This is a genomic window from Chromobacterium paludis (assembly GCF_008275125.1).
Classification (GTDB): Bacteria; Pseudomonadota; Gammaproteobacteria; order Burkholderiales; family Chromobacteriaceae; genus Chromobacterium; species Chromobacterium paludis.
In genome coordinates, this window is record NZ_CP043473.1 from 3,295,157 (window position 1) to 3,307,006 (window position 11,850).

Genomic DNA, 11,850 nt, shown 5'->3' on the forward strand with positions numbered 1-11,850 from the left:
ACTCCATGCAAAACCCCGGCGCGGGGCCGGGGTAGGGGTGGGTTAGATGCGGCTTAAGTGCGGAATCGCTGCAGGCAGGCGTCCAGCTCGCGCGACAAGGCCTGCAGCTCGCCGGCCAGCGCGCTGGCCTCCCCAGCCGCCTCCGTGGTCTGGCCGTTCATCTGCGCGATCTGTTCCACATTGCGCGCCACCTCCTGGCTGGCCAGGCTCTGTTCCTTGATCGCATTGGCGATGTCGGTGATGCGCTGCACGGAATGCTCGGCCAGCTCCCGGATCTGGCCCAGGGCATCGGCCACGCTGGAGGCGCTGACCACGCCGCTCTCGATGCGGCTATTGGCCTGCTGCATGCTGTGGTAGGCGCGTTGCGTGTCGGCCAACACGCCGTCGATGTGGCCGGAAATCTCCGTGGTGGCCTGGCTGGTGCGCTCGGCCAGCTTGCGCACCTCGTCCGCCACCACGGCGAAGCCGCGGCCCATCTCGCCGGCGCGCGCCGCCTCGATCGCCGCGTTCAAAGCCAAAAGATTGGTCTGGTCCGCGATGTCGTGGATCACGCGCACGATGTCGCCGATGTCGGCCGAACGCTGGTTCAGCCCATCCATCACCGTCGCCGTCTCCGTGATGGTGCTGGCGATCTGGCGGATTTCGCCGGCGGCCTGCTGCGCCAACTCGCTGCCGGCTACCGCCTGTTCCATGGTCTGCCGCGCCTGGCGCTCCACTTCCTGGGTGCTGTCCGCTACCAGATTGATGCTGACCGACATCTGCTCGATGGCCGCCGCGCCGCTGGAGGCGGCTTCAGACTGGTGAGCGGAGGCCGTCGACACATGCTCGCTGACCTGGCTCAGCTGGCCGGCGGCCTGGGCCAAGTGGGCGGAATGGCCTTGCGACTCCACCACCACGCCGCGCACACTGTCCACCAGCTTGGCCAAGGAGGCGGCGGCGCTGCCCAGCTCATTGCGGCCGAAGTCAGGCAGCTGCAGGCGCAGATTGCGCTGCTCCGCCAGTTCCTGGTTGGCGACGCGCATCTGCAGCAAGGGACGGCGGATGGAGGCGATGACTGCCCAGCCGAACATGCCGCCTATCGCCAGCGCCGCGACAATCTCGGCCAGCATCTGGCCCCGCACGCTGGCGGCCGTGGCATTGATCTGCACACCCAGCTGCGCCACCGCGTCGGCCGAGCTCTTGCCCAGCGCGTCCACCACGCCTTCCATCTGGTGGATGTTGTCCTTGTATTTTTCCAGCTCGCGGTTGCCGTCGGCGGTGGCGGTGATCTGCTTGGCCTCCACCTGGCTGGACACCTTGCCGAAACCGTCGGCGTAGCCGTCCAGCAGGCCGCTCAGCTTGTTCAGCTGCTGCGCCGCCTCGTCGCTGAGCGGATGGGTGCCGGCCTGGCCGATGGCCTGCTTGGCGTCCGCCAGCGCCTCCTTCCACTTGCCGGTGTAGCCTGCGCGCTTGCCGTCGTCGGCGATATTGATGAAGTAGTCTTTCTCGAAGCGGCGCAAATTGCCCATATCGCGCTGCAAGCGGACGATGTCGGTGTAGAAGGCCAGATCATGCGAGGTGACCTCCTCCGTTCGTTCCGATATCTTGCTCAGCCCCAGCTGAGCCAGAAAACCGGTCAGAATGAGCGCCGCCAACAGCAGCGCGAAGCCAAGCGTGATCCTGGCCGCGATAGATAAATTCCGCATGGTATTTCCCCATACCCGATGAATGGAATGCCGGCCGGGCTGAGCCCGGTCTCTTTATATGCTGTGATTCTAGATGAGGGAATCGCGGACTATCCACATGCATCGCTTGACTTGGCCTTATTCACGCAAAAGCGGTAGACAAAATGTCAAAAAAAAACCGGCAGCATTCACCGCCGGCTTCTTTGGCCATGCCTGGCTTCATGCCCGCCGCTTGAAGCTCCGCGCATAGCCCAGCACGCAGGCGAAAAACACGCCGCTGATCAGGATTTCGGCCCAGGCCAGCCGCTGCGCCAGGCCATGGTCCGCCCAGCCGCGCATCACGCCCTCGGTGAAAAAACCCAGGATGAACATGCTGGACCATTGATAGGTGTAAAGCCTGCCCGCCAGGATGCCGCGCAGGGGAAGCAGCAGCAGCAAGGCCTTGAAGGCCAGGAAGGAGCCGCCCGCGCGCAGCGGCGCCAGCCACAGCTCCCAGGCCAGCGTCAGCAGGATCAGGACGATAAGCGCGGCGGACGCGCCATGGCGGAAAGCGTCTCGGCTCATGACGCGGACTCGGCTTCCGCCGCCCGTTTCGCCTTGCGCTCCATCGCCGACGCCACCAGCACGCCCACTTCGTACAGCAGCCACAGCGGCACGGCTAGCAGGGTCTGCGACAGCACGTCCGGCGGCGTGACGATGGCGGCGACGACGAAGGCGCCGACGATGACATACGGCCGCGCCTCGCGCAGCTTGGCCACCGTCACCACGCCCATGCGCGTCAGCACCACCACGATGACCGGCACTTCGAAGGTGGTGCCGAAGGCCATGAACATGCCGAGGACAAAGGACAGATACTTGTCGATGTCCGTCATCATGCTGACGCCGGCCGGCGTCACCGCCGACATGAAGTGGAACACCACCGGGAACACCAGGAAATAGGCGAAGGCCATGCCGGTCAAAAACAGCACCAGGCTGGACACCACCAAGGGCAGCACCAGCTTTTTCTCATGCGCGTACAAGCCGGGCGCGATGAAGGCCCAGATCTGGTACAGGGTGTGCGGCAGCGAGATCAAAAAAGCCGCCAACATCGTCAGCTTCATCGGCACGAAGAAGGTAGACGTCACCTCGGTGGCGATCATGCTGCCGCCGTGCGGCAGCGCGTCCAGCAGCGGCTTGGCCAGCAAATGGTAAATGTCGGACGACCAGTGGAACAGGCCGAGGAAAACCACGGCGATGCCCAACAGGGCGCGCACCAGCCGGGTGCGCAACTCGATCAGATGCGCCAGCAGCGGTTGTTCGTTCATTGGCGGGTTTGGGGAGGAGTTTCGGGTAGCGGCGCCGGCTGATGCTCCGGCATATGGGCGAACAGGTCCAGCTGATTCTCATCGCGCGGCGCCGGCGCGGCCGGGGCCGATTGGGGCGTTTCGCCATCCGGGGCGATGCCGCCATGTATCGTGCGCTCCGCCTCGTGGAAAGGCTCGGCCGCCTGCTCCGCCAGCGCGCGCGCCTCGGCCGCGTTGTGGTCTATGGCGTCGCGCACTTGCTGCACTTCGGCCTCCAGCTGGCCGCGGAAGCTGTGCGCCGCGTCCTGCAAGTCCTGCCGGATGCTGTCCAAGCCCTGCAGATTGGCCTGCTGCTGGATGTCCGCCTTCACCGTGGCGACGAAGCGCTGCGCGCGCGCCAACAGCGCGCCGACGGTGCGGGCCACCGTGGGCAAACGCTCCGGCCCCAGCACCACCAGCGCCACCACGCCGATCAGGACGAATTCTCCAAAACTGATGTCAAGCACGCCGCGCCGCCAGTCTTATTTCTTGTCGGCTTCGCCGTCTATGATGCGGCCGGCTTCCTTGGCGGGAGGCTGGGCATCCTTGGCGCCTTCGTTCATGCCTTCCTTGAAGCCCTTGACCGCATTGCCAAGATCCTTGCCTATATTGGGCAGCTTCTTGGTGCCGAACACCAGAACCACGATCAGCAATACGATCAGCCAATGCCAAATGCTCAGAGAACCCATGGTGACTCTTCCTTCACTCTAAAAACGGGAGCCGCGCTCAGCCCTTGTGGCCGAACACGTGCACATGCAGGTGGAACACTTCCTGGCCGCCGCCGCGGCCGGTGTTGATGCCGGTCTTGAAGCCGGACTCCAGGCCCTGCTCCTTGGCCAGTTTGGGCGCCAGCGCCAGAATCTTGCCCAGCACCGCCTCGTGCTCGGGTCCGCAGTGGGCCAGCGAGTCGACGTGCTGCTTGGGAATGATCATGAAATGCACCGGCGCGATGGGACGGATGTCATGGAAGGCCAGCACATCGTCGTCTTCGTAAACCTTGTTGGCGGGTATCTGGCCCGCCACGATCTTGCAAAACAGGCAATCGCTCATGCTTGTCTTTCGTTATCAGGCTGTGGGTTTGCGCGAGGCTTTTTCGTCCAGCCCGGAAATGCCTTCGCGGCGATGCAGCTCCATCACCACGTCTTCCGGGCGCAGGCCATGATAAGTCAATAACACCATGGTGTGGAACCACAGGTCGGCCACTTCGCGCACCAGATGCAGCTTGTCCTTGTCCTTGGAGGCCAGCAAGGTCTCCGCCGCCTCTTCCGCCACCTTTTTCAGGATGGCGTCTTCGCCCTTGTGGAACAGCGAAGCCACGTATGAACTCTGGGAGCTGGCCTCGCGGCGGGCTTCCAGCGTATCGGCGATGCTTTTCAACACGTCCGGGGTCATTTCGATATCCTTTGCGCCGAAAACCGGCGATTATGCAGCCCGGCCATGGCGCGCTGATGACAGCGCGGCCGGCCCGCCATTGTAACGCGTCCGCAAACGAGCGCGTTGACCGGCGGCAACTCAGCCGCCATAGATGTTATGCGGATCCTTCAGCACGGCGTCCACCGTCGTCCAGCCGCCGTTTTCGAAACGGCGGTAGAAACAGCTCTCCCGCCCTGTGTGACAGGCGATGCCGCCGATTTGTTCGATCTGCATCACGATGACGTCGCCGTCGCAGTCCAGCCGCAGCTCCTTCACCGTCTGCAGATGGCCGGACTCTTCGCCTTTCTTCCACAGCTTTTGCCGCGAGCGGCTGAAGTAGTGGGCGATGCCGGTGTCGGCGGTCAGTTGCAGGCTCTCGCGGTTCATCCACGCCACCATCAGCACGCGGCCGCTGGCGGCGTCCTGGGCGATGGCGGTGACCAAGCCCTTGTCGTCCCACTTCACTTCGTCCAGCCAGCTCATAGCCTCACCTCGATGCCGGCGTCGCGCATGGCCTGCTTGGCCTCTGCTACCGTGTATTCGCCAAAGTGGAAGATGCTGGCGGCCAGCACCGCGTCGGCGTGGCCTGCTTTCACGCCGTCCACCAGATGCTGCAGATTGCCGACGCCGCCGGAGGCGATGACCGGGATGCTCACCGCGTCGGACACCGCGCGCGTCAGCGGCAGATTGAAGCCGGCCTTGGTGCCGTCGCGGTCCATGCTGGTCAGCAGGATTTCGCCGGCGCCCAGTTGCTGCATCTTGCGCGCCCACTCCACGGCGTCCAGCCCGGTGCGGTTGCGGCCGCCGTGAGTGAAGATTTCCCAGCGGTCGTTTTCCGGCGTCACCGCCTTGGCGTCCAGCGCCACCACGATGCACTGGTTGCCGAAGTGCTCGGACGCCTCGCGCACGAATTCGGGGTTCGTCACCGCGGCGGTATTGATGCTGACCTTGTCGGCGCCGGCATTGAGCAGGCGGCGGATGTCGGCGATGCTGCGCACGCCGCCTCCCACCGTCAGCGGGATGAACACCTGGTCGGCCACCGCTTCGATCACATGCAGGATGATGTCGCGCTGGTCGGAGCTGGCGGTGATGTCGAGGAAGGTCAGTTCATCGGCGCCCTGTTCGTTGTAGCGACGGGCGATTTCCACCGGGTCGCCGGCGTCGCGCAGGCCCAGGAAGTTGACGCCCTTGACCACGCGGCCGGCGGTCACGTCCAGGCAGGGAATGATGCGTTTGGCAAGCATGTGCGTTTCCAGAATGCTACAGGCGCGACAAACGGCGGGATGCGCCCGCCATTTGCCGCAGTCAGCCGGCTTAGCCGGCCAGTTCGTCCGCCAGCGTCTGCGCGGCGGCGAAGTCTATGCTGCCTTCGTAGATGGCGCGGCCGGTGATGGCGCCCTCGATGCCCTCGTCTTCCACCGCGCACAGGGCGCGGATGTCGTCGAGGTTGGTCAGGCCGCCGGAGGCGATCACCGGGATGGTCAGCGCCTGCGCCAGCTTGACGGTGGCTTCGATGTTGACGCCGGTCATCATGCCGTCGCGGCCGATGTCGGTGTAGATCACCGAATTGACGCCGTAATCCTCGAAGCGCTTGGCCAGGTCGATCACATTATGGTTGGTGATCTTGGCCCAGCCGTCGATCGCCACCATGCCGTCCTTGGCGTCCAGGCCGACGATGACCTGGCCGGGGAAGGCGTCGCAGGCATCGTGCAGAAAGCCCGGCGTCTTGACCGCGGCGGTGCCGATGATCACGTAGGACAGGCCCATGTCGAGGTAGGCCTCGATGGTGTCCAGGTCGCGGATGCCGCCGCCCAGTTGCACCGGCATGTCCTGGCCGACTTCGCCGAGGATGTCGCGGATCACCGACAGGTTCTTGGGTTTGCCGGCGAAGGCGCCGTTGAGATCCACCAGGTGCAGGCGTCGCGCGCCCTGGTCGCGCCAGTGGGCGGCAACCTTGACCGGATCGTCGGAGAAGATGGTGGCGTCGTCCATCGCGCCCTGTCTCAGGCGCACGCATTGACCGTCTTTCAGGTCTATCGCGGGTATCAGCAGCATGGTGCTTGTTAGAGTGGTGAGTTAAACATTGCCGTCCCAGGCCAGGAAGTTCTTCATCATCTGAAGTCCGGCGCGGTGGCTCTTTTCGGTGTGGAACTGCGTGGCGAATATGTTGCCACGCCCGACGATACAGGCAAAACGCTCGGGATAGTCCGATTCCGCCAGCGTCAGCGCCGCGTCGGCGGGCGCAAAATGATAGCTGTGCACAAAGTAAAAGCGTTCGCCGTCGGCGATGCCGGCGAACAAGGGGTGGGACCGGGTCTGGTAAACCTGGTTCCAACCCATGTGCGGCACCTTGAGCCGCTCGCCGTCGGCGACCAGATCATCGCCGAAACGGAGCACCTTGCCCGGAAACAGGCCCAGGCCGGCGGTGTCCCCTTCCTCGCTATGTTCGAACAATAGCTGCGCGCCGACGCAGATTCCAAAAAACGGCTTGTTCTGCGTGGTTTCCCGCACCGCGTCGGCCAGGCCGTGGCGGTTCAGCTCGCGCATGCAGTCCGGCATGGCGCCCTGGCCGGGGAAGACCACCTTATCGGCCTTCACCACGGCTTCCGGGTCGCGGGTCAGGAAGATGTCGACGCCGTCCTCGTTGACGGCCTGCAGGGACTTCAGCACCGAGTGCAGATTGCCCATGCCGTAATCAATCACTGCGACTTTCATGCGGAGAGCGTCCCCTTGGTGGACGGCGTGATGCCGGCCATGCGCTCGTCGCGCTCGCAGGCCATGCGCAACGCGCGGCCGAAGGCCTTGAAGATGGTCTCGGCCTGGTGATGGCTGTTGTGGCCGCGCAGATTGTCGATGTGCAGCGTGGTCATGCTGTGATTGACGAAGCCGTGGAAAAACTCCGAGAACAGATCGACATCAAACTGGCCGATGCTGGCGCGGGTGTAATCGACGTTGTAAACCAGGCCCGGGCGGCCGGACAGGTCGATCACCACGCGGGACAGCGCCTCGTCCAGCGGCACGTAGGCGTGACCATAGCGGCGGATGCCCTTCTTGTCGCCGATGGCGCGGGCGAAGGCCTGGCCCAGGGTGATGCCGATGTCTTCCACCGTGTGGTGGGCGTCGATATGCAGGTCGCCCACGGCATGGACATCCAGATCAATCAGGCCGTGGCGGGCAATCTGATCCATCATGTGGTCTAGGAAAGGCACGCCGGTTTCAAAACGGCCGACGCCGGTGCCGTCCAAATTCAAGGACACGGTGATCTGGGTTTCCAGCGTGTTGCGGGTGACGGTTGCGGTTCTCATGGCTTCAAGCGAAAAAACGTTGGATGGCGGACAGCAGCGCGGCGTTTTCATCCGGGCTGCCCACGGTCAGGCGCAGGCAGTTTTCCAACAGCGGGTGGCTGCCATGCAGCTGCTTGATCAGAATGCCGGACGCCTTCAGATACTGATACAGCGCCGGCGCGTCCGGCGCGCGGACGGTGACGAAGTTGGCCTCGGACGGAAACACCGTCAGCAGAGGCAAGGCCGCCAGCGCCGCGAATAGGCGGCTGCGCTCGGCGCGCAGCTCGGCGGCCTGGCGGTTGAACACGTCCAGGTGCTTGAGCGCGAAGCGCGCGGTGGCGAGGGTCAGCACGTTGACGTTGTACGGCGGACGAACCTTGTTGAGTTCAGCAATCCACTCCGGGCTGGCCGCGGCATAGCCCAGGCGGATGCCGGCCAGGCCCAGCTTGGACAGCGTGCGCATCACCAGCAGGTTGTCCAGCTCGCCGGCCAGATCCATGAAACTGTCGGAGGCGAAGCTCTGATAGGCCTCGTCCACCACCACCAGGCCCGGCGCGGCGCGGCAGATGGCCAGCACCTCGTCGCGGGCGTAACGCGGACCGGTGGGATTGTTCGGGTAGGATACGAACACCACGGCCGGCTGCTCGCGCTCGATCGCGGCGAGCGTGGCCGACAGGTTCAGCGTGAAATCGCCGTTCAGCGGCACGCCGACATACTGCAGGCCGGAGAACAGCGCGTTCATCTTGTACATGACGAAGGACGGCTCCAGCGCCAAGAGCTTGGCGCCCGGGCGCGCCAGCGCCTGGGTGATCAGCGTGATCAGCTCATCCGAGCCGTTGCCCAGCACGATGTCCGCCGCGGCGGGAATGGCGAAGGCGGCACGCAACGCGTCCTTCAGGCCGCCGCCGTTGGCGTCCGGATAGCGGTTCAGCGCCACCTGGGCCAGCTCAGCGGCAAGGGCATGCTGCAAGTCGATGGGCAACGGCCACGGGTTTTCCATCGCGTCCAGCTTGATGAGGCCTGCGGCATCGGCCACGTGGTAGGCGCCGATGGCGGCGATCTCGTCGCGGACGAGCTGCTTGGCGGTGAATCTGATGGTCATGGTGTGCCTACGCGGCGCAAGGCGCCATATATGTGCCCACGCGGGGCAAAGAATCATCGTAACGCGCCCAGGCGCGGCGGGCTATCGCCGCGCGTCCGGGAGGCCGCGCCTGTTGCGGCGCGGGCACGGTTTGCTTACTTGTCCAGACGCAGCTCGGCAGCGCGCGCGTGAGCGGTCAGGCCCTCGCCGTGCGCCAGCAGGCTGGCGATGCGCCCCAGTTTCTGCGCGCCGGCCTGCGATACGCGGATCAGGCTGCTGCGCTTCTGGAAGTCGTACACGCCAAGCGGACTGGCAAAGCGAGCGGTGCGGCTGGTGGGCAGCACATGGTTGGGGCCGGCGCAGTAATCGCCCAGGCTTTCCGAAGTGAAGCGGCCCATGAAGATGGCGCCGGCGTGGCGCAGCTGCGGCAGCAACGCGGCCGGATCGGCCACGGACAGCTCCAGATGCTCCGGCGCGATGTAATTGCTGATTTCGCACGCTTCGGCCAAATCCGCCACCTGGATCAGCGCGCCGCGGTTGGCAAGGCTCTGCTCGATGATGGCGCGGCGCGGCATGGACGGCAGCAGCTTGGCGATGCTGGCTTCCACCTGCGCGATGTAGTCCGCCGACGGACACAGCAGGATGGCCTGGGCGATCTCGTCATGCTCGGCCTGGCTGAACAGGTCCATCGCCACCCAGTCGGACGGCGTGTCGCCATCGCAAATCACTAGGATCTCGGACGGACCGGCCACCATGTCTATGCCCACCACGCCGAACACGCGGCGCTTGGCAGCCGCGACGTAGGCATTGCCGGGACCGGTGATCTTGTCTACCTGCGGCACGGTTTCCGTGCCGTAGGCCAGCGCGGCCACCGCTTGGGCGCCGCCGACGGTGAACACTTTGTCCACTCCGGCGATGTAGGCCGCGGCCAACACCAAGTCGTTGCGCTCTCCGCCCGGCGTCGGCACCACCATGATGATTTCGCCCACGCCGGCCACCTTGGCCGGCAGCGCATTCATCAGCACCGAGCTGGGATAAGCCGCCTTGCCGCCCGGCACATAGATGCCGACGCGGTCCAGCGGCGTGACTTGCTGGCCCAAGAGGGTGCCGTCTTCGTCTTCATAGCTCCAGCTGTGCGCCAGCTGCTTCTCATGGTAGCGGCGCACGCGTTCGGCGGCGGCCGACAGCGCGTCGCGCACCTCGGCCGGCAGGCGCTGCCAGGCCGCCTCCAGCTGCTGGCGGCTCAGGGTCAGGTCGGCCATGGACGCCGCCTGCATGCGGTCGAAACGGTTGGTGTACTCCACCAGCGCCGCGTCGCCGCGATGATGGACATCGGCGCAGATGGACGCCACGGCGGCGTCCACCGCCGGGTCCTGCGCGGTTTCAAAAGCCAGCAGCGCTTTCAGGCGCGCGGCAAAGTCGGGCTGGGAGGAGGACAGTTTCAACATAATGATTCTCTGATGCTAGAACTATGGGCAACGCCGGCCGCCCACTTCGGTTGACCGGCGCGGCAAATCACGCCGGCACGGCGCCGGCGAAGGCATCCAGCACGGGTTGGATCGCGTCGTATTTCAGCTTCAGCGCGGCCTGATTCACCACCAGGCGCGAACTGATGTCGATGATGTGCTCCACCGCCACCAGCTTGTTGGCGCGCAGCGTGCCGCCGGTAGAGACCAGATCGACGATGGCGTCGGCCAATCCCACCAGCGGCGCCAGCTCCATCGAGCCGTACAGCTTGATGATGTCGACGTGCACGCCCTTCTTGGCGAAGTGTTCACGCGCGATCTGCGGGTATTTGGTGGCGATTTTCAGCCGCGCGCCCTGACGCACCGCGGCGTCGTAGTCGTAACCCTCCTTCACCGCCACCATCATCTTGCACTTGGCGATATTCAGGTCCAACGGCTGATAGAGGCCGGCGCCGCCGTGCTCGATCAACACGTCGCGGCCGGCGATGCCCAGATCGGCCGCGCCGTATTGCACATAGGTGGGCACGTCGGACGCGCGCACGATCACCAGCTGCACATGGGGATGGTTGGTGCCGATGATCAGCTTGCGCGAGGACTCCGGGCTTTCCGCCGGGACAATGCCGGCAGCCGCCAGCAAGGGCAGCGTTTCTTCAAAGATGCGGCCCTTGGACAGGGCAATGGTCAGCTTCATGGTGTTCTACTACGAAAAGAAAAAGTGTGATGGAGTCAGACCCGCGAACCCAACCGCGGCTCCTGCGCGCGCTGCCTTGCGGTACGGCTGGCGCCGTCCGCGTCGGCATGCCTGGACTCTGGCTCTCTAACAAGGTTTGTTCAGCAACGCTTAGCCGACCAAAGCGCGACGCTCGCGCTCGAGAAAGCCGACATAGCGCTGGATCATGGTTTCCATCTGCGTCGTCAGCTTCAGATAGGAACAGCCTATGCGCATCGCCTCGTTGCCGTTGCGCATGCGCGAGGCCAGCCGATGGCGCACTTCCAGGCCTATGCTCAAGGTGCCGAACGGTTTCAGGTCTATCGTGCACTTGTGGTATTGCTGGCCGATGTCGAAACCGGGGGTGTCGACTTCCGGCAGCCACAGGCTCATGCCGCCCAGACTGATGTCGAACAGCGGCAAGTCGATCGCCCGCTGGCCGAAGTCCTCGATATGGCAGAACACCGGCGAACTCAATGGCGTCTGGATGCGGAAGAATTCACGCCTTTGCAGCTTGATGACCTGGGCAGGCAGCTCGCAACGAAACGCCGGCCGCCCCTCCAGCATCACCTTGCTCACCTGGCCGGTGACAAATTGGGTCTTGACGCCTTCCGGCGAGCAGACGAAGACGTTGCGCTCGCTGCTCAGCAATTGCTCGTTGGTCTCCTCCTCGGAGCCCCAATCGAAGGTAAAGCTGGCCGTCTTGAAATCCACGTCCAATAGACGGGTCAGGATGAAGTTTTTACCCTTATTGGCAAAAACCGTCACCATGTGCCCGTTCTTGGCGATGTTGTTCAGGTGCTGGGCGATCTCCGCCGGCGAGGCCAGCGTGTACTTGGCCAGGTCCAGTTGCTGATGCGGGCTTGCCGTGCTGCCTGGGGTGTTGTCGTTACTCACGATGTTCCGGCCTT

At 64.5% G+C, this 11,850-nt stretch carries 16 protein-coding genes; all 16 read right to left on the bottom strand.

Features of this window, described 5'->3' with window-relative positions; genetic code table 11:
- Positions 1–53: 53 nt before the first annotated feature.
- On the bottom strand, positions 54–1,685 hold the full coding sequence (locus FYK34_RS15585; protein WP_149297965.1) for a methyl-accepting chemotaxis protein: 1,632 nt from the start codon (positions 1,683–1,685) through the stop codon (positions 54–56).
- Positions 1,686–1,883: 198 nt separating this feature from the next.
- Positions 1,884–2,228, bottom strand: coding sequence for a DUF2069 domain-containing protein (locus FYK34_RS15590; protein ID WP_149297967.1), 345 nt, complete (start codon positions 2,226–2,228; stop codon positions 1,884–1,886).
- Positions 2,225–2,968, bottom strand: coding sequence for a twin-arginine translocase subunit TatC (tatC, locus tag FYK34_RS15595; RefSeq protein WP_149297969.1), 744 nt, complete (start codon positions 2,966–2,968; stop codon positions 2,225–2,227). The genes FYK34_RS15590 and tatC overlap by 4 nt, the downstream gene beginning before the upstream one ends.
- On the bottom strand, positions 2,965–3,453 hold the full coding sequence (gene tatB / locus FYK34_RS15600) for a Sec-independent protein translocase protein TatB (RefSeq protein ID WP_149297971.1): 489 nt from the start codon (positions 3,451–3,453) through the stop codon (positions 2,965–2,967). Before tatB ends, tatC begins: the two co-directional genes overlap by 4 nt.
- Before the next feature lie 15 nt (positions 3,454–3,468).
- Positions 3,469–3,675: a Sec-independent protein translocase subunit TatA gene (tatA, locus tag FYK34_RS15605; RefSeq protein ID WP_149297973.1), complete on the bottom strand. Its 207-nt coding sequence runs from the start codon at positions 3,673–3,675 to the stop codon at positions 3,469–3,471.
- Positions 3,676–3,712: 37 nt separating this feature from the next.
- Positions 3,713–4,036 carry a histidine triad nucleotide-binding protein gene (locus FYK34_RS15610; RefSeq protein WP_149297975.1) on the bottom strand — a complete coding sequence of 108 codons (324 nt, stop codon included), beginning with the start codon at positions 4,034–4,036 and terminating at the stop codon, positions 3,713–3,715.
- Positions 4,037–4,051: 15 nt separating this feature from the next.
- Positions 4,052–4,378, bottom strand: coding sequence for a phosphoribosyl-ATP diphosphatase (locus tag FYK34_RS15615; protein ID WP_149297977.1), 327 nt, complete (start codon positions 4,376–4,378; stop codon positions 4,052–4,054).
- 120 nt (positions 4,379–4,498) lie between these two features.
- Entirely contained in the window at positions 4,499–4,882 is a 384-nt protein-coding gene (gene hisI / locus FYK34_RS15620; RefSeq protein ID WP_149297979.1) for a phosphoribosyl-AMP cyclohydrolase, read from the bottom strand.
- Positions 4,879–5,643: an imidazole glycerol phosphate synthase subunit HisF gene (gene hisF / locus FYK34_RS15625; RefSeq protein WP_149297981.1), complete on the bottom strand. Its 765-nt coding sequence runs from the start codon at positions 5,641–5,643 to the stop codon at positions 4,879–4,881. Before hisF ends, hisI begins: the two co-directional genes overlap by 4 nt.
- A 70-nt stretch (positions 5,644–5,713) precedes the next feature.
- Positions 5,714–6,454 carry a 1-(5-phosphoribosyl)-5-[(5-phosphoribosylamino)methylideneamino]imidazole-4-carboxamide isomerase gene (gene hisA, locus FYK34_RS15630; protein WP_149297983.1) on the bottom strand — a complete coding sequence of 247 codons (741 nt, stop codon included), beginning with the start codon at positions 6,452–6,454 and terminating at the stop codon, positions 5,714–5,716.
- 21 nt (positions 6,455–6,475) lie between these two features.
- Positions 6,476–7,114: an imidazole glycerol phosphate synthase subunit HisH gene (hisH, locus tag FYK34_RS15635; RefSeq protein ID WP_149297985.1), complete on the bottom strand. Its 639-nt coding sequence runs from the start codon at positions 7,112–7,114 to the stop codon at positions 6,476–6,478.
- Complete coding sequence (gene hisB / locus FYK34_RS15640) at positions 7,111–7,704, bottom strand: imidazoleglycerol-phosphate dehydratase HisB (RefSeq protein ID WP_149297987.1); 594 nt, start codon at positions 7,702–7,704, stop codon at positions 7,111–7,113. The genes hisH and hisB overlap by 4 nt, the downstream gene beginning before the upstream one ends.
- 4 nt (positions 7,705–7,708) lie before the next feature.
- Entirely contained in the window at positions 7,709–8,785 is a 1,077-nt protein-coding gene (gene hisC / locus FYK34_RS15645) for a histidinol-phosphate transaminase (protein ID WP_174774525.1), read from the bottom strand.
- A gap of 134 nt (positions 8,786–8,919) precedes the next feature.
- The gene (hisD, locus tag FYK34_RS15650) at positions 8,920–10,212 is read right to left on the bottom strand and encodes a histidinol dehydrogenase (protein ID WP_149297989.1); all 1,293 of its coding nucleotides are present in this window, start codon (positions 10,210–10,212) and stop codon (positions 8,920–8,922) included.
- 67 nt (positions 10,213–10,279) lie between these two features.
- The gene (hisG, locus tag FYK34_RS15655) at positions 10,280–10,921 is read right to left on the bottom strand and encodes an ATP phosphoribosyltransferase (RefSeq protein ID WP_149297991.1); all 642 of its coding nucleotides are present in this window, start codon (positions 10,919–10,921) and stop codon (positions 10,280–10,282) included.
- A 150-nt stretch (positions 10,922–11,071) separates the two neighbouring features.
- Complete coding sequence (locus FYK34_RS15660) at positions 11,072–11,836, bottom strand: flagellar brake protein (RefSeq protein ID WP_174774526.1); 765 nt, start codon at positions 11,834–11,836, stop codon at positions 11,072–11,074.
- Positions 11,837–11,850: the final 14 nt, after the last annotated feature.